The following is a 19,701-nucleotide window of genomic DNA, read 5'->3' as shown; positions in this document are numbered from 1 at the left end:
GGGGCGCACAAGAGGCAACTATGATCGGCACGGCAGGCGTTCGCCAACTGCAGGTAGACTGCATCGTCGGCATCTATCCCCATGAGCGGGCAGCGGAACAGCCGGTGCTGCTCGATATCGAGATCGACTACGACTTCGCGGCCGCCGCCGCCTCGGACAACATCGGCGACGCGGCCGACTATGACCTGCTGGTGTCGTCGGTCACGCAACTCATCAAGGAGCGGCAGTTCCAGTTGATCGAGACCATGGCGGAAGAGGCGGCGGCGCTGCTGTTGAGCCGGATTGCGGCGGCACAAACCGTCCGGCTGGAGATTCGCAAGCCGGCAGCGGTGCCGACCGCGCAGTACTCCTTCGTGCGGCTGGAGCGGCGGCGCGCATGAGCGAACGCCGGGTTGCGGTGGTCACGGGCGGCGCGCGGCGCCTGGGGCGCCATCTGTGCCTCACGCTGTCGGCGCGGGGCTACGATATCGTCTGCCTCTATCGTGCCTCCGAACTGGACGCCCGGACCCTGGAGCAGGAGATTGCCGCTGCCGGGGGGCGTGCCCGCTGTCTGCGCACCGATGTCAGTCGGCGTACCGAGGTCGCCGCCGCCTTTGAGAACATCCGCGCCCAGGAAGGGCGGGTGGATCTCCTGGTGCACAACGTCGGCAACTACAACCCGCAGGACGTGACGCGGCTCGACCCGACGGTGTGGGACGACACTATCGGCGCCAACCTGTCCGGGGGCTATTACTGCTGCTATCACGCCCTCGGGCTGATGCCGGACGGCGGCCAGATCATCAGCATCGGCATGGCCGGACTGGAGGGTATCCGCGCCAACCGCCGCGGTGCGGACTACTACGTCAGCAAGACGGGGCTCCTGGTGCTGACGCGCGCGCTGGCCGCCGGGTATGCCGACCGGAAGATTCGCGTGAACATGATTTCGCCCGGGCAACTCGACAACTCAGTCGACCTGCCGGGCCCCGACGAGATCGGGCTGGAGGTGCCGCTGGCGCGCCCCGGCACGCTGGACGACATCGCCCAGGCGCTGGTGTATCTGCTTGAGGCGGGGTATGTGACGGGCGTGAACCTCGACGTGGCGGGCGGCTACCGCCTCTAGCCGGATGCCGGCCGCCTCTTTCTTCCTGCCGCTCTGGGACCGCGCGGCAGAGTGGCACCGGCGCCTTGCGATGATTCGCGACGCGCGCCAGTTCATCTATCTCTCCACCTTTTATATCGAGTGGGACGCCTACGGGCAGACGCTGCTCGACGCGCTGGACGACGCGCAAGGCCGCGGCGTGCAGGTGAACCTGCTGGTGGACGGCTACGGCCAGATCCTGGGCGGCGTGCTGATGACGGCACCCCAACGGCGCGAACTGGCGAGGCGGCTCGCCGGCCTGCGGGCCGGCGGCGGCATCGTCACCTTCTACCGCCCGCGCGGCCTGGTGCAGCGCTCTATCGGCGGCGGCCAGCATGTGAAGATCCAGGTGGCCGATACGTGCGAGGCCATCTTCGGCAGCAGCAATATCACCCGCACGTCCTTCGAGGACTGGAACGAATACTGCGTGGCGCTGCGCGGGCCGATCGTGCGGACCCTGCTCGCCGGCTTTCCTGACATCGGCGGCCCACTGCGGCCGGAGCACCTGGAGGCACTGGAGGCACTGGGCGGGGACCCGGCTGAGGCCGACCACCTGCTGGACTACTGGGTGTGCAACCCGAACCTGCTGCAGGGCCGGCTCGGCCCCCTGGGCTGGCGCGGCGAGAACGAGGTGACCGAGCGCATGATCGCCATGTGCGATGCGGCGCGCACCTCGCTCGCGATCACCGCCTTCTACTTCAAGCCGGTTCCCCGCCTGATGGCGGCCGTGGTGCGGGCGGCCGGACGCGGCGTGCGGGTCGAGGTCTTCCACTCACACCGCGCGGCGCTGCCGACGACGGCCCTGGCCTGGATCGCGGCAGCCGCGAACTACGGGCCCCTGCTCCGGGCCGGCGTGGTCATACGCGAGAACCGGCGCGGCGAGCACTCGAAGATCGTGCTGGTGGACGAGGCCTGGGTGGCGTTCGGCAGCTACAACTTCGAGGACGCCGCCCACGACCGGCTGGCGGAGGCCATGCTCGCCAGTCGCGACCCGCGCGCGGTGATGCCTGCCCGTGCGATCCTTGATGAACTGCGCGGCGCCCCGGAGAACGTCCTGGTGACGCCGGAGTCTTTCGCGGCGCTGCCGCTGGGCCTGCGCCTGCGCATCGCCGCCCTTGGTCCCTTCAAATGGTGGATGTAATGCGATGGATGTGATGCGCTTCACTGAGATCGAGCACAAGTTCGTGGTGAGTGAGCAGTTTGATGTCGACGCCTTCCGGGGCCTCGTCCAGGCGCTCGATCCGCCCCCGCTGCGCCGCTTTACCCTGCGCGTGCTGGACCGCTATTTCCTGACCGAGCACGGCCGCGCGCACCGCTATGTAATTCGCCACCGCTACGATGCCGTGCTCCAGCACCTCACGGTCAAGGCCCTTGCGGCCGACCCCGAAGTGCGCACCGAGATCAATCTGGACTTAGGCCAGCACGCGGGTGACCAGTCGGCCGCGGTGGATGCCTTCGTTGCGCAACTCGGCGCCACCTGGCGCGGCGACATCACCAAGGACATCGAGGTCTGGGAGTTCCCCCAGTGCGAGATCGTCCGCTACCAGGCACGCAGCGGCGACCGCGCGGTGCACTGCGTGGAGTTCGAGGCCCTGCACACCGCGAGCCTCGACGAGGCCCTGGCGGTGCTGGAGCGGTTCGAGCGCGCCACCGGTTTTGGCGACGCCACCCGGACGCTGGACTCGCTGGTCGATCTGCTCTTCCCGGACTTCCGGTAAGAGCGCGTCCGCCCTGTCCGCCAAGGCCCCGCATTCCCCCGCTAAGCCGCCTTGGCCCTGGCCAGGGTGACTTGGATCTGAATCTCATCCCAGGGCACGCAGACGAGTCCCGTCGCGTCTTGCTCCACCAGTGCTAAATCCAAGAGCTTGGCGATGTCGATCTGCACTTGGCGGGAGTCGCGCGCCAGGTGCCCGGCCAAGGCGACGATGGAGACAGGCCCCAGTCCCTTCAGTCGGTCGAGCATCGCCAGCCGCGCCGGTGTCAACTCGTCGAAGAGTTGCGCCGCGCTGGCAAAGCCCAGTTGATAGTCCGTCTCCGGCAAGGCCTCGCCCGTCTGTGCCCGCCGCGCCAGGTCCGCCAACTCGGCCTTGGTCCGTGTCCAGTGCGCTACCCGCACGATCGCCTTTCTTGCCATCTCAACCTCCAAACCGTTCCACCGCTCGCCGGTCGCCGCGGCCGGTTCCCACATCAACACGACACGCAGGGGAACGCCGGGATCGTGCTACCGACGCCCGCTCGCGGCCGACGACGCCTCGCCCCGGGGTGATCGCCGCGCCGATTTACTCCCTGCGAAAGACGCAAAAAAACTCTCTATTGCTATCTGTTGCTCTATACTACTCTGCATAGACGTGGCGGGACTGACACTCGGGGGCATGAAAATGACGCTGGACGAGGCACGCAAACGGTTATTCGACACGGGATTCCTGCTCGGCGGCAGGCGTCGCCGCGCGGCGCTCAAGGTGCTGCTGGGGTCGCCCGGTCCGGAGGGGGTGCTGGCACTGGCCGCGGCCCTCGGCCAGGGCCACCCGCACCCCAAGGAGATCCTGAACGGCCTGGGCCGGCTCGCCGCGCCCGCGGACGCCGAAAAGGTCGAGGCCCTGTGGGACTATTTCTCACGCACACCGGGTCCCGCCCTGGCCGGCGTGCTGACCCAGATCGGCTGGCCGCCGGGGCGGGCGGTGCCGGCGAAGACGGCGCGTGACCTGCTCGCCCTCGCCAACGAGGGCGCCGACAAGGAGACCCTGCAAGCCGTTACCCGCGTCGCCCGCGCCCTGCCCGTCGCGGACGAGGTCGGCAACGACGCCATCTATGCCGCCTGGATACGGTCCCAATCGCCGGAACTGGAGACCCTGATCACCGAGCAGAGGCGCCAATCCGCCAGTCCCGCCCTGGAGGCCCTGCACGCCTTGGTCACCGGCCGGCTGGAGCGCTATGCGGCACTGAAGGACCAGGACGGCGTCTTGTTGGTGCAGGCCTTCGCCATGGCCCCCGAGCCCTTCCGTTCACGTCTGGCACAGACCGTTGCCGCCAGCCCGGACCGGGGGATCAAGGAAGCCTACCGGCGTGCCCTCTCCAGCGGTGCGGTGGACAAGGCGCAAAGCGTCGAGAACCTCAAGCTGGTCGGGGACGAGGACGGACTCTTCGAGCAGACCCGCCACCTGCGCCTGCTGGACGTGCTGGGCCTGTGCGAGCGCTGGGCCGCGGTCCCAGGCCGGCCCGCACATCCCGCCCACCGCGCCGCCGTGGACAAAGCGGTGAGTGAGTATCGCAGCCTGGGCGCATTCAAGGTCGAGCCCGGCCCCGAGTTGCCCGACGGAATGGTCGATCTCTTCGACTTCTGGCGCGACCAAGAGCCCAGCGATGCCGACCTACGTGCCGACCTGACCGCGGAAGACCCCTTCCGCAAGGCCCGCGGGCTCTATCTGGGTCAGGAGCGCAATCTGGTCGAAGCCCAGCGCCTAACCGCCGCCGCCACGAGCGAGCACTGGCCCGAGCGCCTCATCGCCCGCCTGCTCGACCCCGCCGCCCTGGCCGGCGCCCCGGAGGATCACGTCCTCTGGGTCAACGCCTGCGCCGGTGACGCCGGCCTGCTCGCCGCGCCGATTGGCGGCACCCCGGAGGACTATGCGCGCCACAGCGCCCGGTTCCAGCAGGCGAGCGGCCCCGCCGCCGCCCGCACCCGCGGCCTGCTGTCGATCCTGTGCACCTTCCAGGGCGTCTTCGTCGCCGGGGGGATCACGGTCGACGAGACCGGCGAGGCGACCGACCGGGGGGCGGTGGAGTTGGAGGATGCGGGGGAGGTGGAGTTCGAGTAGCGCCGTCTCCGCCCTCTCCCCCCGGCCCCCTCCCCCTCGGGGGGAGGGGGGGAAAAGGCTCGGTGGGTGCGGAAGGCTGGCGCTCAACTCCCTCTCCCCCCGGCCCCCTTCCCCGCGGGGGAGGGCAGTCTTTTCTTAGCCCTCCCCCCGAGGGGGAGGGCAGTGTTTTCTTACCCCTCCCCCCGAGGGGGAGGGGCAGGGGAGAGGGTGAGTGGAGCAGAGGCTCGAACCGGGTGAACCGAGGCGGGAGTTGGAGGAACGACGACCCCGAGAACTTTCGGGGCGCGAACCGCAACAGGAGGGAGCCGGGTAACCGCAACGACAACCAGGGGTTTCGGCTCGTGAGCACAGGTTTCAAGGCAAGGACTCGGACCCTCTCCCCCCGGCCCCCTCCCCCATGGGGGGAGGGGGGGAGGGAGGGGATGCGTGCGGAAGTGCCCTTTTCACCCCCGATCCCTCTTACCCCTCCCCCCGAGGGGGAGGGGCAGGGGAGAGGGCGCGAGGACTGGAAGCTGTCCCATCCACTCAGACCCGTGTCCCGCCATGGCGGGACCGAAACCGACAGGCCAGCGGCGGCCAGTAGCCCCCCCGCGGGGCCACCGCCGCCGCCCGGCCACTCTATCTACTCCCCTCCCCCGTTGGGGGAGGGGCCGGGGGAGAGGGCACGAGGCTCAATCGACAGGTGATCCATGACGGCAACAAAGACCGACAGCATCCCCAAAGCCATTGACCTGGCGCGGGCGATCCAATTTGAAGGACTCTCGCAGCGCCTCGCCGTCAATCGCAAGGACGGCTCACCGATGATCTATGTCCCGGCGGGCGAGTTCGAGATGGGTGACGGGCAGGGCAACGATTGCCCCAAGCATAAAGTGCATCTGTCGGCCTACTGGATCGGGGTGTACTGCGTGACCAATGCGCAGTATCTCCGGTTCGTGGAGGCGACCAAGCATCGGGCGCCGGATAAGGCCGATTATGGTAACCCGGTGTGGAAAGGCCGAAGCTTCCCGCCGGAGAAGGCCGATCACCCGGTGGTGTGCGTCTCCTGGGACGACGCGACTGCCTATGCCAAGTGGGCGGGCGGTGCGTTGCCGACGGAGGCGCAGTGGGAGAAGGCAGCGCGGGGGCCTGGCGGGCTGATCTATCCCTGGGGCAACGACTGGGATGCGAGCCGGTGCCGCAACGACAAGAACAAGGGCAACGAGACGACCTGTCCGGTGTCCGGCTACCCGGGCGGGGTGTCGGGCTATGGGACCTATAACCAGGGCGGGAACGTCTGGGAATGGTGCGCGGACTGGTACGGCGGCGGTTACTACGGCAAGTCGCCGGCGCGTGACCCCCGGGGGCCGGAGGGAGGCTCGCGCCGGGTGGACCGAGGCGGGAGTTGGTGGTACGACGACCCCGTGTACTTTCGGGGCGCGAACCGCAACTGGAGGGAGCCGGGTTACCGCTACGGCCGCCAGGGGTTTCGGCTCGTGAGGCCAGCTTCCCCACCCCCGCCTTCATGAACATCCCACCCCCCCTCTTCCCCACACACCGTCCCCCCATTCGTGCGGGAGAGAAAGGCGAGTGCTCGCGGGGTGGGTAGCGTGCCGCCCGGTTGCCCGCCGGTAGGCGAGGCGACCGGGCGAGCACGCGGCGCTGCGCGGGAGGTGGGGCCCGCGGCGATTTTTTTTCTATACACAATATGTGTTTGTTCAAGAGATGAAGGCGCCCTCTCCCCCGGCCCCTCCCCCTCGGGGGGAGGGGAGAAGATGGACGCCCAAGGAGGAAGTGTCGGGGGCAAGGGTGTGCCCTCCCCCTCCCCCTTCGGGGGAGGGGGTCGGGGGGAGAGGGGCCGGATTCGATTGCACAGGTAAAAGAGTTATGAACATCCGTGTCGTCACACTCCGCTATAGCGAGGGCCTCCAGGGTTTCCCGGAGGACGCCCTGCGCGCGGCCACCGCCGGGCACGAGGTGCTGGAGGTGCGCGAGCATTTCTTCGTGCTCGGCGGCATTCCCCACCTGGCCCTGGTCGTGATGCTGGCCGACGGTCCCGGCAACGGCCAGCGGCCACCGTCGCGCCCGGAAGACGACCCCGGCCTGACCCTGCCCGAGGCCCTGCGCCCGCTCTATCGCGACCTGCGGGAATGGCGCAACGAGACCGCCAAGAAGGCCGGCATCCCCTCCTACACCATCCTGCGCAACACCCAGTTGGCCGAGATCTGCAAGCGCCTGCCGCGCACCCTGGCGGCCCTGCGCGAGATCGACGGTATCGGTGAGGCGACCTGCACCAAATACGGCGCGGCGCTGCTCGCCCTGCTGCCGAAGGAGGCGCCGGCCGCGCCCGCCCCGGCGCCCGCCGCAGCCCCGCCGGCCGGGCCCGCGGAGCCCAGACGATGAAGTCCTATGGCGGCCTGTTCGAGCGCATCCTTGATCCCGCGAACCTCGACGCCGCGCTGGAGCGCGCCGCCCGCGGCAAGCGCGAGCGCGCCCCGGTGCAGCGCCTGCTGGCCGAGCGCGCGACCGCGCTCCCGCGCCTGCGCGAAGAACTCGCCGCCGGCACCTACCGCCCGCGCCCCTACGAGCAGTTTTCCATCTGCGACCCCAAACCCCGGCGCATCAGTTGCGCCCACTTTCGCGACCGGGTGGTGCACCATGCCGTCTGCGCCGTCCTGGCGCCACTCATCGAGCGGCGCCTGATCGCCGACAACTATGCCTGCCGGGAAGGTAAGGGCAGCCACCGCGCCCTGTTGCGCGCCCAAGGCTTCGCCCGCCGTCACGGCTGGTATCTCAAGACCGACATCCGCCGTTACTACGACTCTATCGACCACGTCATCCTGCTGGCCAAGCTCTACGCCTTGTGCCGCGAGCCGGCGCTGCGTCGCCTGTTGGCCGTGATCGTGGAGCACCCCATCCCCGGCAAGGGCCTGCCCATCGGCAACCTCACCAGCCAGTGGTTCGCCAACCTCTATCTGGACGAGGTGGACCACTGGGTCAGGGAGGTCGAGCGCATCCCGGGCTACGTGCGTTACATGGACGACCTGGCCCTGTGGGCCCACGACAAGGAGCGCCTCTTCGCCCTGGCGGCCGATCTGCGCGCCCTGCTGGCCGCGCGACTGGCCCTGGAATTGAAGGAGGAGCGCACGCTCATCGCCCCGGTCGGCGAGGGGATGCCCTTTCTCGGCTGGCGGGTCTATCCGGGGCTGCTGCGCCAGCAGGGGCCGCGTCTGCGTCGGCAGCGGCGCCTGCTTGTGCGACGCGAGGCGCAATACCTGGCGGGTGAGATCGGGGCCGACAAGCTCCAGGACTGCGTGCGCGCCCTGGCTGGGCCGCGGAAGTTCCTGGGTTATGGCGAACCGTTGCGGAGCACCATTGATGTGTGACGGCCGCCCTCTCCCCCCTCTCCCCCCGGCCCCCTCCCCCTCGGGGGGAGGGGGGGAAGCCCCCCCCCGGCGCACCTGAACCCTCTTTCTCCCCTCCCCCCGAGGGGGAGGGGCCGGGGGAGAGGGCGAGCGCGCGAGCGGGCGCCCCATGGCCAACTTTAATCAAGGAGCATCAGCGATGTCTGACGGCGGCGGAATCCTGCGCGAACTGGGCAAGGGGCGGTATCGCATCGAGCATCCGCTGGCGGTCAATGCCCAGGACGGCTCGGTCATGGTTTATGTCCCTGAGGGTGAGTTCGCGATGGGCGATGGGAAGGACACGGATTGCCCCAAGCACCGGGTGACGCTTTCTGCCTACTGGATTGGGGTCTATGCGGTGACCAATGCGCAATATCTGCGATTCGTTGAGGCGACCGGGCATCGGGTGCCGGACCAGGCCGACGGTGGGCGGGCGATCTGGTCGGGGCGGAGTTTCCCGCCGGAGAAGGCCGATCACCCGGTGGTGTGCGTCTCCTGGGACGACGCGACCGCCTATGCGAAGTGGGCCGGTTGCGCGTTGCCGACGGAGGCGCAGTGGGAGAAGGCGGCGCGTGGTTCCAAGGGGCTGATTTATCCCTGGGGCAACGACTGGGATGCGGGCCGGTGCCGCAACGACAATAACAAGGGCAACGAGACGACCTGTCCAGTGTCCGGCTACCCGGGCGGGGTCTCGGGCTACGGCACCTGCAACCAGAGCGGCAACGTCTGGGAATGGTGTGCGGACTGGTACGACAGGGACTATTACGGCAAGTCGGTGGCGCGTGACCCCCGGGGGCCGGAGGGAGGCTCGCTCCGGGTGCGCCGAGGCGGGAGTTGGGGGTCCGGCGCCCCCGTGTACTTTCGGGGCGCGTTCCGCTACAGGTGGGGGCCGGGTTACCGCAACGCCGCCCGGGGGTTTCGGCTCGTGAGGCCAGCTTCCCCGTCCCTGCCTTCATGACCCCCCCACCCCCTCTTGCCCACACACCGTCCCCCCATCCGTGTGGGAAAGAAAGGCGAGTGCTCGCGGGGTGGGTAGCGTGCCGCCCGGTCGCCCGCCGGTAGGCGAGGCGACCGGGCGAGCACGCGGCGCTGCGCAGGAGGTGGGGCCCGCGGCGATTTTTTTTGATACACACATAAAGTGTATTAGCGAGAGGGGAGGACGGACCTCTCCCCCGACCCCTCCCCCGCGGGGGGAGGGGCGAAGGATGAAGAGCCTCTCCCCCAGCCGCTCCCCCATGGGGGAGGGAGAAGACGGTGGGAGAGTGGCCGCGCAGGCGGATCCTCTTCCCCCCCTCCCCCGAGGGGGAGGGGGCCGGGGGGAGAGGGCGAATGATCGTTCACCACTGAGGACAACACCATGACAGCACCAACGAACCACTGGCCCTCCCGCCTCAGTGCCGCCTGGCAGGCCCTGCGCGGCGCACCCGTGCGCGACCCCGGCGACCCGCGCGCCCGCATCGCCGCCCTGGAACTGGATCTGCGCGAGCGCGACGCGGAACTGAATCGCGTGCGCGCCGAGTACGAGCGCCTGGGCGGTCAGGCCGAGCGCGAGCGCGCCGGCGCGGCGGCGGCCGGCCTTGGCGACCTGGCGCGCCACCTGGCCCCCCTGCTGTCCCAACTCGCCACCATCCAGGCCCTGGCCGCGGACGGCCGGGAGGTGCGGGTGCCGGACATCCTCAAGCTCTTCGGCAAGGTCGAGTCGGTCCTGGCCGAGGCCGGGCTCACCCGCATCGGCACCGTCGGAGAGCAGGTGCCTTTCGACACCCGCCTGCACCAGCGCCTGAGCGGCGCGGACGTGGCGGACGACGCGGCGGTGACGGTGCGCTTCGTCGGCTATCGCCTGGGCGAGACCATTCTGCTCAAGGCGCTGGTCAGCCGCGCCGGGGCCCCGGCGGAACCGGCGGACGCGGCCTGAACCCGGAGGAACGACAGCATGACCATGGCCCTGGACTTCGGCACCTGCAACACGGTGCTGGCACGCTGGAACGCGGCGACGCGCAGTGTGGAGACGGTGCGGCTGGATGGGTTGACGAAGACCTATCGGTACCGGCCGGGCCTCTCCCCTGACCCCTCCCCCATGGGGGGAGGGGAGAAGCGCCCTCTCCCCCGGCCCCTCCCCCTCAGGGGGAGGGGGGAAGCTTCCTCCCCCTCCCCCTTTGGGGGAGGGGGTCGGGGGGAGAGGGAATCGGCCGTAGTGCCTTCGCTCATCCATTACGGCGAGGGCAACACCCTGCGCACCGGCGCCCAGGTGGAGAACGCGGGGCTCGTGAGCCACCGCGGGACCTTCCGCTGGGCCAAGCTCGACATCCTGCGCAACAACAATCGGGCGCGGCGCATCAACGGCTCGCTCGTCACCCCGCGCCAGGCGGCGGAGGACCTGATCGGCCAGGTCCTGCTGGCGGCGGGCGGGGGCGGCGAGGAGCTGGTGGTGACCCTGCCGGTGGAGTCCTACGACACCTATGTGGACTGGCTCCAGGGGGCGGTGCTCCAGAGCTTTCGCGGTACGGTGCGGATGCTGGATGAGGCCACCGCCTGCATCCTGGGCTACGACACCCATGTGCGCGAGGGGCAGGTCTATGTGGTCTTCGACTTCGGCGGCGGTACCCTGGACGTGTCGCTCATAAAGACCCGCGACCTGGGGGCCGGGGAGACCCGCCCCTGCGAGGTCCTGGCGCGCGCCGGGGAGGAGATTGGCGGCTCGCTGGTGGACCAGTGGCTGCTCAAGGAACTGCAACAGGCCCAAGACCTGAGCGACCAGGACGTGGCCGACGTGGGCACGGCCCTGCTGCACGCCATCGAGGACGCCAAGGTGCGCCTGTCCGGCGACGAGGCGCGAGTGGAGGTCACCCAGTTCAATGATCTCACCGCGCGCCTGATCGGCCACGACTTCACCGCCGACGGGCTGCGCCGGACCCTGGAGACCGACCGCCCGGAGTTGCGGGGGCTCAGCCTCTACCGGCTGATCGCCCGCACCCTGGAGCGCGCGCTGGAGGGCGCCCAGGAGCGCTACGGCATCAAGAAGTCCGAGGTCCGGGCGGTGTTCATGGCCGGCGGCTCCAGCCTGTTGCTCGGCGTGGCCGGGGTGCTGCGCAACCTGTTCCCGGACTGCCCGGTCCATTGCGAGGACCCCTTCGAGGCCATCGCCCGCGGCGCCTGCCGCTATGCCGGGGAGGACATCAACCTGGCCCTGGTGCATGACTACTGCCTGTCGAGTTGGGACCGCGAGCGCAAGGACTATGTGCTGGTCCCGGTGGTGCCCAAGGGCACCCGCTACCCGACCGAGAAGGCGACCAAGGCCCTGTTCGTCAACGCCGCCTGCGAGGGCGCCACCCGCCTCGGCCTGGTGGTGGTGGAACGTTCCGCGATGCTGCGCCCCGAGACGCTCTATGAGGTGGACGGCGGCGCCCTCAAGGCGGTCGGCACCCAGCGCCGCGAGGACATCGCCCTGCGCGAGCTCAACCCCGGGGACCGCGAGTTCATCCACCTGGACCCGCCCGGCACCGTCGGCGCCCGGCGCCTGGTGGCCGGCTTCGGGGTGGACGCCAACAAACGGCTCACCCTGTCGCTCAAGGACCTGGAGCCAGGCAACCGCTCCTATGTGCAGTTGTCGAGCGGGGAACGGCTGGAGTTGCCGATCAAGGAGGTGCCGTTTGTCGCGCTCTAACCCTCTCCCCCCGGCCCCCTCCCCCTCGGGGGGAGGGGGAGGCGCCCGCAGCGAGCTCCGCGCCTCTTTCCCCCCTCCCCCCTTGGGGGAGGGGCCGGGGGAGAGGGTGCGGGTCGCCGCCTACCTCCCCCGCTCCCGCGCCAACGGCCCCGGCCTGCGCTCGGTGCTGTGGGTGCAGGGCTGCCCGCAACGCTGCCCCGGTTGCTTCAACCCGGCGTTTCTGCCCTGCGACGGCGGCCGGGTGGTGCCGGTCGTCGCGGTTGCCGACTGGGTCTTGGCCGCGCCGGACACCGAGGGCCTGAGTCTCTCCGGCGGCGAGCCCTTCGCCCAGGCCGCGCCCTTGGCTGACCTGGCCGAGCGGGTCCGGGCGGCGGGCAAGGGCGTGCTGATCTTTACCGGCCACACCGCCGCGGCCCTGCGCACGGACACGGACGCCGACACCCGCCGGTTGCTCGCCGCCGCCGACCTGCTGGTGGCCGGACCCTACCGGCAGGAGTCCCCGATCCGCCACCCGCTGCTGGCGAGCGCCAATCAGGAACTGATCTTCCTGACCGGGCGCTATCGGCACGCTGAGTTGGGGCCGCGGCGCACGGAGTTTCGGATCGGGGCCGATGGGGCTATGACCGTGACCGGATTTCCCCTCTCCCCCTCTCCCCCCGACCCCCTCCCCCTCGGGGGGAGGGGGAGACCCGCGGCCATCTTCCTCCCCTCCCCCCGAGGGGGAGGGGCCGGGGGAGAGGGGAGAAGCCGGCAGCAAAGTGCTTTCATGAGGACAACCAGATGACTTTCGCAGAAGACCTGAAACTCCACTTCGACGCCCGCATCGCCATCGTCAACGTGGTCACCACCGAGGAGGCGCGCGTGCTCGCCGAGATCGAGGCCCTGTGCCGCGGTCCCGGCTGGCCGGCGGACGAGGGGCTCTACACCTGGGATATCGCCGACCAGTTCACCTGCCTCAAGCCCGCCAAGGTGCCCTTCGACGACAAGCGCGAGGCGACCCCGGACACCATCCTGCGGATGCTGCGCGACTACCCCGGCGGGGCGACCTTCGTGCTGAAGGACTTCCATCAGGTGTGGGAGGCCAAGCGCGGGACCCTGCGCGGCCTGCGCAACCTGGCCGCCAGCCTGCCGGCGCGCAGCCCGCGCAAGAGCATCCTCATCACCACCCCGGAGCATTGCCTGCCGGCGGAGCTGAAACACGACCTGCCCGTCCTGGAACTGGCTAAGCCCGACGCGGCGGAGATGGACGCCCTGCTGGAGCGCACCGTCGGCGACGTCGGCGCCCTGCGCCAGGTCACACCGGGGCTGCGTGCCAAGCTGGTGGAGGCGGCGCTCGGCCTCACCAGCACCCAGGCGCGGCGGGTCTTCCAGAAGGCGGTGGTCAGTGGCCGCGGCGGGCGGCTCGACGAGCGCTGCATCGACCTGATCGTCGAGGAGAAGCGCGCCATCATCCGGGAGAGCGGCGCCCTGGAACTCTATCCCTTCGTTGAACAGGAGGACCGCATCGGCGGCCTGGAATCGCTCAAGGACTGGCTGGCCAAGCGGCGGCTCGCCTTCAGCGAGGCGGCGCGCGACTACGGCCTGGACCTGCCGCGCGGTGTGGCCCTGATCGGCATCCCCGGCACCGGTAAGAGCCTGTGCGCCAAGGTTGCCGCCGGGATGTGGAAGCTGCCGCTGCTGCGCCTGGACATGGGTGCGGTATTCGGCGGCATCCTGGGGTCCTCGGAGAAGAACATCCGCGAGGCGATGCAGATCGCCGAGGTCATCGCCCCCTGCGTGCTCTGGGTCGACGAGATCGAGAAGGCCTTCGCCGGCTCCGCCGGTGACAGCGGCACCTCCAGCCGGGTGCTGGGCACCTTCCTCACCTGGATGCAGGAGAAGCAGACCCCGGTTTTCGTCTTCGCCACCGCCAACGACGTGGAGCGCCTGCCGCCCGAGTTCCTGCGCAAGGGGCGCTTTGACGAGCTGTTCTTCCTCGACCTGCCCACGGGGCGGGAGCGCGAGCAGATCCTGGAGGTGCACTTGAACCGCAAGGGCCTGCCGATGGTGCGCAGCCGTTTCGACCTGCCGGCCATCGCCCGCGCCACCGAGGGCTTCGTCGGCGCCGAGCTGGAGGCCGTGGTCAAGGACGGCATGTTCGCCCCCTTCATGGACGGCCAGCGCGAGATCGAGACCGAGGACCTGCTGCGCGCCGCCGGCGACATGGTGCCGCTGGCCAAGTCGCACCGCGAGCGCATCGAGCGGCTGCGCCAGTTGGTCCTGCGCGGGGAGGCGCGCAATGCCTCCAAGGTCGGGGCGGCGGATGAGGTGAAGGTGGAGAAGGTGCGGGGGGAGCGGTTGTTGGATCTCTAGCCTGCTCCCCGAATCGTATAGGGACTGAGAGTAGATAATCGATAGCTGGTGCTAATGGGGAGAGGCCAGCAGCGCAATCATGCTTATCAAGCCATTAAAGATCATCCGGGAGCACGCGCCCGGCCAATATGTTATTGAGCACCCGCTCGCGGTCAATCAGAGGGATGGCTCGATTTTGGTCTATGTCCCCGAAGGGGAGTTTGAGATGGGAGACGATCAGGATTCCGGCGGGGGGGTCGGAAGTGGCTGTCCCAAACATCGCGTTTATCTTTCGGACTTCTGGATCGGGGTTTATCCTGTGACCAATGTGCAGTATCTCAGATTCGTGGAAGCGACCGGGCATCGGGCGCCGGATCGAACAGATAGGGGAGATCCGATCTGGGTCGGTCGCAGCTTCCCGGCAGCGAAGGCCGATCACCCGGTAGTCGGCATTTCCTGGGATGACGCGCAGGCCTATGCAAAGTGGGCTGGTTGCGAGTTGCCCACGGAAGCGCAGTGGGAAAAGGCGGCACGGGGGCGTGAGGGCTTGATTTATCCCTGGGGCCGGGACTGGGACGCAAACAAATGCCGACACCTCCAAAACAAAGGTGGCGAGACCACCTGTCAAGCATACGACCATCCTGGCGGGGTATCCAGTTACGGGACTTACAACCAGAGTGGCAACATCTGGGAGTGGTGCGCGGATTGGCGGGAAGACGGCTATTACGGTAACTCCCCAGAGCGCGACCCAACAGGGCCGGAGACAGGCTCCGTACGTGTGATCCGTGGCGGGAGTTTTGAGCACTTAGATGAATTAGATTTCCGGGGCGCGACTCGTTTCGGGCAGTGCCAAAGCGATGGTCGCGTTTTCTCGCTTGGTTTTCGTATCGCGAAGAGCGCTTCGCTCTCCTGTTCTTCATGAACACCGACTCCGCCATCCCTAAGCACAGGGATCGGGAGAGAGTGGCTTCCAGAGCTAGCAACCAATGACCGAAGAAGAAATCCTCACCCTCCAAGACCTCTCCGTCTATCTCAAGATCGCCGAAAAGACCCTCTACGGCTACGCCCAGAAGGGAACCATCCCCGGCATCAAGATCGGCTCGGCCTGGCGCTTCCGTAAGGCCGACATCGACGCCTGGCTGGAGGATCGGCGCAAGCTCACCGAGTCCTCCCGCCGGCCCGCGAAGAAACCTGGGGGTGAACACCCATGAGCGCAGACGGCAGCGTGCGCCCCGGCGAGCGCCTGGGCGATTTCCTGATCGAACGGCCCTTGGGGCGCGGCGGCTTCAAGACCGTCTACGCCGCCCGCAACCTCAACCAGGCCGCCAACGGCTGGCCGGAGCAGGTGGCGGTATGCGTGCCCCACGCCCAGGACGAGGAGGCGCGCGAACTGCTGCGCAACGAGCTGCGGGTGGTGCGTACCCTGAACCATCCGAATATCGTCCAGGAGCTAGGCCTGGCGGAGTCCGACGGCGTGCTGTTCGCGGTCATGGAACTGGTGGAGGGTGAGCCGCTCAGCACCGTGCTGGCCCAGCGCGGCCCGCTGCCCCTGGAGGAGGCGATCGAGATCGTCCGCCAGGCCGGCGCGGCCCTGGACTATGCCCACGCCGGGCTCGCCATCCACCGCGACATCAAGCCCGCCAACCTGATGCGGCGTCCGGACGGGACCGTGAAGATCCTGGACTTCGGCCTGGCGCGGCTGATGGCCCACTCCCAGTACCGCGCGGCGACCCGGGTTGGATCGGTCGCCTACATGGCCCCGGAGCAGTTCTCCGGCGCTGCCGGGCTCAACGCGGACCTGTGGGGCCTGGGGGTGACCTTCTATCAACTGCTGACCAACACCCTGCCCTTCCCGGGCCGGGACGAGGGCAGCCTGGTGCGCCAGATCCTCTACGATCCGCCGGACCTGACGCCGCTCGCCACCGACGCCTTCGACCCGCGCCTGGCCCGGGTGATCGCCAAGGTGCTGGAGAAGGAGCCGGAACGGCGCTATCAGAGCGCCGCAGAGCTGCTCGCGGATCTCCGCGCCGCCCAGCGTCACGGCGCCCTGATCAACCATGTGGAGGGGCAGATCGAGGTCCACCTGCGCGCCCATTTCCCGCTGGTCTGTCTCCAGACCTACGAGGAGGAGCGGGCGCTCGCCTCGCTGCGGCGGGTGCGCGAGGCGATGGCCGAGCGGCGCCCGATCGAGCTGTTCGTCTGGAGCGCGACCACCGGGCTGTGCGACCGCGACGGCCAGCCGGTGGGCGGGTCGGGCGGCTCCCAGTCGCACGGCGATCCGCTGCTGGCGCTGGAGCACGTCTTCCGCGGTCCGGACGAGGCGATCTATGTGTTCCTGGACATGCACCGGCACTTCACCCCGGTGGTCGTGCGCCTGATCCGCGATGCCATCTGGACGGTGAAGCGCGCCCGCAAGAGCCTGGTCTTCGTCGGCCCCTCGCCGGTGATCCCGGAGGAGCTGGCGGCCGACGCCACCCTGCTCTTCTACCCGCCGCCGGAGCTGCCGGAGCTGGAGCGGCTGGTGGAGGACACCGCCGCGGACGCCGGCTGCCCTGAACCCGAGGGAGCACTCAAGGAGACCCTGGCGCGGGCGCTGCTCGGGCTCACCGGGCGCGAAGCCGAGCGGGTGCTGCGCCGCGGCATCCTGAGCCGCGGTGCACTGGACGCCAGCGTGGCCGAGGCGGTGCTGGCGGACAAGGAGCAGACGGTGCGCAAGGAGGGGGTGCTGGAGTTCTGCCGACCGACGGTGGGCTTCGGCGATGTCGGCGGGCTGACCGGGCTCAAGACCTGGTTCGGCAAGCGCCGCCAGGCCTTCGACCCCGCCGGCCGGCGCTTCGGGCTGCGGCCGCCGCGCGGGGTGGTGCTGGTGGGGGTGCCGGGCTGCGGCAAGAGCCTGACCGCCAAGGCCCTGGCGGCGGACTGGCAGGTGCCCCTGCTGCGCCTGGATTTGGGCCGGGTCTACGCCTCCCTGCTCGGCGAGTCCGAGGGACGGTTGCGCCGCGCCCTGCACACCGCCGAGGCGGTGAGCCCCTGCATCCTGTGGATCGACGAACTGGAGAAGGCCTTCAGCGGGCTGGGTCAGGCGCGCGACAGCGGCGTGGCCAAGCGGCTCTTCGGCACCTTCCTGACCTGGCTGGAGGACCGCCAGGCGGCGGTCTTCGTCGCCGCCACCGCCAACGACATCCAGCGCCTGCCGCCGGAGTTCACCCGCAAGGGACGCTTCGATGAGGTTTTCTTCGTCGGTCTGCCGGGGGCCGACGAGCGGGCGGGGATCTTCCGCATCCACCTCGCCCGCCGCCAGCGCGACCCGGTCGGCTTCGACCTCCCCGCCTTGGCGGCGGCGAGCGCGGGCTACTCCGGCGCTGAGATCGAGGCGGCCGTGGTCGCCGGGCTCTATCGGGCCTTTGCCGAGGACGCGCGGGAGTTGACCGATGGCGACATCCGCGCAGCCCTGGCCGAGTCGCCACCGCTCTCGAAGGCGCGGGCGGGGGAGCTTGAGTACCTGCAACAGTGGGCGGCGGGCAATGCAAGGGCGGCGTAGCACTCTGCGCCCTCTCCCCCCGGCCCCCTCCCCCTCGGGGGGAGGGGGGGAAGAGGCCATCCCCGCCACGCACCTCCTTTTCCGCTCCCCTCGGGGGGAGGGGGAGGAAGAGGGCGTTCTCGCCGCGCTCTCGGTCTCCTTCTCCCCTCCCCCTGGGGGGAGGGGCCGGGGGAGAGGGGGAAAGTGGGCGCCGAGCCCGCGGGAAAAACCCCAACCCCAACCAACAACCTACGAACATCGCCGCCGGAGGCCCAACCCATGTCCCATTTCACCCGCGTCCAGACGGTCATCCGCGACCAAATCCTGCTGGAGGACACCCTGCGCCAGTTGCACCACCGCTACCAGGCCGGGGAGCGCGTCCCGATCCGCGGCTACCAGGGCAACACCGAGTACGGCCAGGTCGTCATCGACACCGGCAGCCAATACGACATCGGCTTCCAACGCCAACCCGACGCGACCTTCGCCCTCTGCGCCGACTGGTGGGGGGTGCGCGGCAACACTACGCTGCGTGAGGAGAGCTTTGCCCAGGAACTGAACCGCACCTATGCGCACCTCGCGGTCAAGCAGCAGGTGCTGGAACAGGGGCTCATCATCGAGGAGGAGCGGGTGCTGGAGAATGGGGAGATCGAGATCCTGGTGTGCGAGCGATTCTGATGCAGTCTCTCCCCCTCTCTCCCTCTCCCCTCTCCCCCCGGCCCCCTCCCCCGGCGGGGGAGGGGGAGAAGGAGGAACCGTCCGTGGGGGTATCGACCCTGTGATTCCCCTCCCCCCGTGGGGGAGGGGGCCGGGGGAGAGGGCGAGGACATCCCACCTGAACTGAGGATCTGACATGGCGACAGACATCCAAACAACGCGCTACGGCACCCGCGAATGGCTGGACGACGGCTGCCCGCCGCCGCTGGCGGTCAACGTCCGGGACGGTTCGGTCATGGTCTATGTGCCGGCGGGTGAGTTTGAGATGGGCGACGGGCGGGACACGGATTACCTTAATTACCTTAAGCATCGGGTGCATCTGACGGCCTACTGGATCGGGGTCTATGCGGTGACCAATGCGCAGTACCTGCGGTTCGTCGAGGCGACCGGCCATCGGGTGCCGGACGAGGACTATCTTGGCCAAGCAATCTGGTCGGGGCAGAGTTTCCCGCCGGAGAAGGCCGAGCACCCGGTGGTGTGCGTCTCCTGGGACGACGCGGTGGCCTATGCGAACTGGGCGGGCGGCGCGTTGCCGAGCGAGGCGCAGTGGGAGAAGGCAGCGCGGGGACCTGCCGGGCTGATCTATCCGTGGGGCAACGCGTGGGACGCGCGCCGGTGCCGGCACGACGAGAACAAGGGCAACGAGACGACCTGTCCGGTGTCCGGCTATCCGGGCGGGGTCTGCGGCTACGGGACCTACAACCAGAGCGGCAACGTCTGGGAATGGTGCGCGGACTGGTACGGTAGCGACTACTACGGCAAGTCACCGGTGCGTGACCCCCGGGGGCCGGAGGGAGGCTGGGGCCGGGTGTACCGCGGCGGGAGCTGGTGGCACGTCGCGCCCGAGAAGGGGTGCCGGGGTGCGTGCCGCGGCTGGAACGACCCGCGCGACCGCTTCAACTACCTGGGGTTTCGTCTCGTGAGGCCAGCTTCCCCGTCCTTGCCTTCATGAACACCCTACCCGCTCATCCCCCACCCATCCCCCACAAGGGGGGCGGTGGCCCGCGTGCCGCCGGGCCGCCCGCCGGTAGGCGAGGCGGCGCGGCGAGCACGCGGCCTGGCGCTGACCTGTGCGTTCGTACTTCATACCCCTCTCAGGGGAGGGTATGGGGAGAGAGGTCAAGACGGCCGCGGATGTCCGGCCTTATCATTAGCTGCAT

General features: G+C 69.3%; 20 protein-coding genes. 19 read left to right on the top strand and 1 reads right to left on the bottom strand.

Annotated features, from left to right (window positions below; genetic code table 11):
• The first annotated feature begins 20 nt into the window (after positions 1-20).
• From folB to THSYN_RS12570, 4 genes are read left to right on the top strand one after another with little or no spacing between them, the layout of a single operon-like run.
• Positions 21-380, top strand: coding sequence for a dihydroneopterin aldolase (gene folB / locus THSYN_RS12585; RefSeq protein ID WP_100919457.1), 360 nt, complete (start codon positions 21-23; stop codon positions 378-380).
• Positions 377-1,099, top strand: coding sequence for an SDR family NAD(P)-dependent oxidoreductase (locus tag THSYN_RS12580; RefSeq protein WP_100919456.1), 723 nt, complete (start codon positions 377-379; stop codon positions 1,097-1,099). The genes folB and THSYN_RS12580 overlap by 4 nt, the downstream gene beginning before the upstream one ends.
• Before the next feature lie 4 nt (positions 1,100-1,103).
• Positions 1,104-2,258, top strand: coding sequence for a phospholipase D-like domain-containing protein (locus tag THSYN_RS12575; RefSeq protein ID WP_100919455.1), 1,155 nt, complete (start codon positions 1,104-1,106; stop codon positions 2,256-2,258).
• A 4-nt stretch (positions 2,259-2,262) separates the two neighbouring features.
• A complete protein-coding gene (locus THSYN_RS12570; protein ID WP_100919454.1) occupies positions 2,263-2,835 on the top strand; it encodes a hypothetical protein in 573 nt (190 codons plus the stop codon).
• Positions 2,836-2,876: 41 nt separating this feature from the next.
• On the opposite strand, the gene THSYN_RS12565 is transcribed toward THSYN_RS12570, so the two are convergent.
• On the bottom strand, positions 2,877-3,251 hold the full coding sequence (locus THSYN_RS12565) for an HVO_A0114 family putative DNA-binding protein (RefSeq protein ID WP_100922399.1): 375 nt from the start codon (positions 3,249-3,251) through the stop codon (positions 2,877-2,879).
• 238 nt (positions 3,252-3,489) lie between these two features.
• On the opposite strand from THSYN_RS12565, the gene THSYN_RS12560 reads away from it, so the two are divergent.
• From THSYN_RS12560 to THSYN_RS12495, 15 genes are all read left to right on the top strand, one after another.
• Complete coding sequence (locus THSYN_RS12560) at positions 3,490-4,932, top strand: hypothetical protein (RefSeq protein ID WP_100919453.1); 1,443 nt, start codon at positions 3,490-3,492, stop codon at positions 4,930-4,932.
• Positions 4,818-5,618 carry an SUMF1/EgtB/PvdO family nonheme iron enzyme gene (locus THSYN_RS37270; protein ID WP_418219920.1) on the top strand — a complete coding sequence of 267 codons (801 nt, stop codon included), beginning with the start codon at positions 4,818-4,820 and terminating at the stop codon, positions 5,616-5,618. Before THSYN_RS12560 ends, THSYN_RS37270 begins: the two co-directional genes overlap by 115 nt.
• A gap of 3 nt (positions 5,619-5,621) precedes the next feature.
• Entirely contained in the window at positions 5,622-6,437 is an 816-nt protein-coding gene (locus THSYN_RS12555; RefSeq protein ID WP_100919452.1) for a formylglycine-generating enzyme family protein, read from the top strand.
• A gap of 358 nt (positions 6,438-6,795) precedes the next feature.
• Positions 6,796-7,311 (top strand): HRDC domain-containing protein, encoded by a 516-nt coding sequence (locus THSYN_RS12550; protein WP_157817631.1) that lies wholly within the window; start codon positions 6,796-6,798, stop codon positions 7,309-7,311.
• The gene (locus THSYN_RS12545) at positions 7,308-8,294 is read left to right on the top strand and encodes an RNA-directed DNA polymerase (protein ID WP_100919450.1); all 987 of its coding nucleotides are present in this window, start codon (positions 7,308-7,310) and stop codon (positions 8,292-8,294) included. The genes THSYN_RS12550 and THSYN_RS12545 overlap by 4 nt, the downstream gene beginning before the upstream one ends.
• A gap of 178 nt (positions 8,295-8,472) precedes the next feature.
• Complete coding sequence (locus THSYN_RS12540) at positions 8,473-9,270, top strand: formylglycine-generating enzyme family protein (RefSeq protein WP_100919449.1); 798 nt, start codon at positions 8,473-8,475, stop codon at positions 9,268-9,270.
• Positions 9,271-9,669: 399 nt separating this feature from the next.
• Complete coding sequence (locus THSYN_RS12535) at positions 9,670-10,227, top strand: nucleotide exchange factor GrpE (RefSeq protein ID WP_100919448.1); 558 nt, start codon at positions 9,670-9,672, stop codon at positions 10,225-10,227.
• A 279-nt stretch (positions 10,228-10,506) separates the two neighbouring features.
• Complete coding sequence (locus THSYN_RS12530; protein ID WP_100919447.1) at positions 10,507-11,976, top strand: Hsp70 family protein; 1,470 nt, start codon at positions 10,507-10,509, stop codon at positions 11,974-11,976.
• A 106-nt stretch (positions 11,977-12,082) separates the two neighbouring features.
• Positions 12,083-12,760: a 4Fe-4S single cluster domain-containing protein gene (locus tag THSYN_RS33780; protein ID WP_157817630.1), complete on the top strand. Its 678-nt coding sequence runs from the start codon at positions 12,083-12,085 to the stop codon at positions 12,758-12,760.
• Positions 12,757-14,328: an AAA family ATPase gene (locus THSYN_RS12520; protein WP_100919446.1), complete on the top strand. Its 1,572-nt coding sequence runs from the start codon at positions 12,757-12,759 to the stop codon at positions 14,326-14,328. Before THSYN_RS33780 ends, THSYN_RS12520 begins: the two co-directional genes overlap by 4 nt.
• 79 nt (positions 14,329-14,407) lie before the next feature.
• Positions 14,408-15,229: a formylglycine-generating enzyme family protein gene (locus THSYN_RS12515; protein ID WP_100919445.1), complete on the top strand. Its 822-nt coding sequence runs from the start codon at positions 14,408-14,410 to the stop codon at positions 15,227-15,229.
• Between the two features lie 64 nt (positions 15,230-15,293).
• Positions 15,294-15,518, top strand: a complete 225-nt coding sequence (locus tag THSYN_RS12510) for a helix-turn-helix domain-containing protein (protein WP_100919444.1) — start codon at positions 15,294-15,296, stop codon at positions 15,516-15,518.
• A complete protein-coding gene (locus THSYN_RS12505; RefSeq protein WP_100919443.1) occupies positions 15,515-17,848 on the top strand; it encodes a protein kinase domain-containing protein in 2,334 nt (777 codons plus the stop codon). Before THSYN_RS12510 ends, THSYN_RS12505 begins: the two co-directional genes overlap by 4 nt.
• A gap of 258 nt (positions 17,849-18,106) precedes the next feature.
• Positions 18,107-18,502, top strand: coding sequence for a DUF1257 domain-containing protein (locus THSYN_RS12500; protein ID WP_100919442.1), 396 nt, complete (start codon positions 18,107-18,109; stop codon positions 18,500-18,502).
• Between the two features lie 175 nt (positions 18,503-18,677).
• The gene (locus tag THSYN_RS12495; protein ID WP_100919441.1) at positions 18,678-19,493 is read left to right on the top strand and encodes a formylglycine-generating enzyme family protein; all 816 of its coding nucleotides are present in this window, start codon (positions 18,678-18,680) and stop codon (positions 19,491-19,493) included.
• Positions 19,494-19,701: the final 208 nt, after the last annotated feature.

This window comes from Candidatus Thiodictyon syntrophicum (genome assembly GCF_002813775.1).
Classification (GTDB): Bacteria; Pseudomonadota; Gammaproteobacteria; order Chromatiales; family Chromatiaceae; genus Thiodictyon; species Thiodictyon syntrophicum.
The sequence above is the reverse complement of the archived record's forward strand: the minus strand, read 5'-3'. Positions and strand labels throughout refer to the sequence as shown.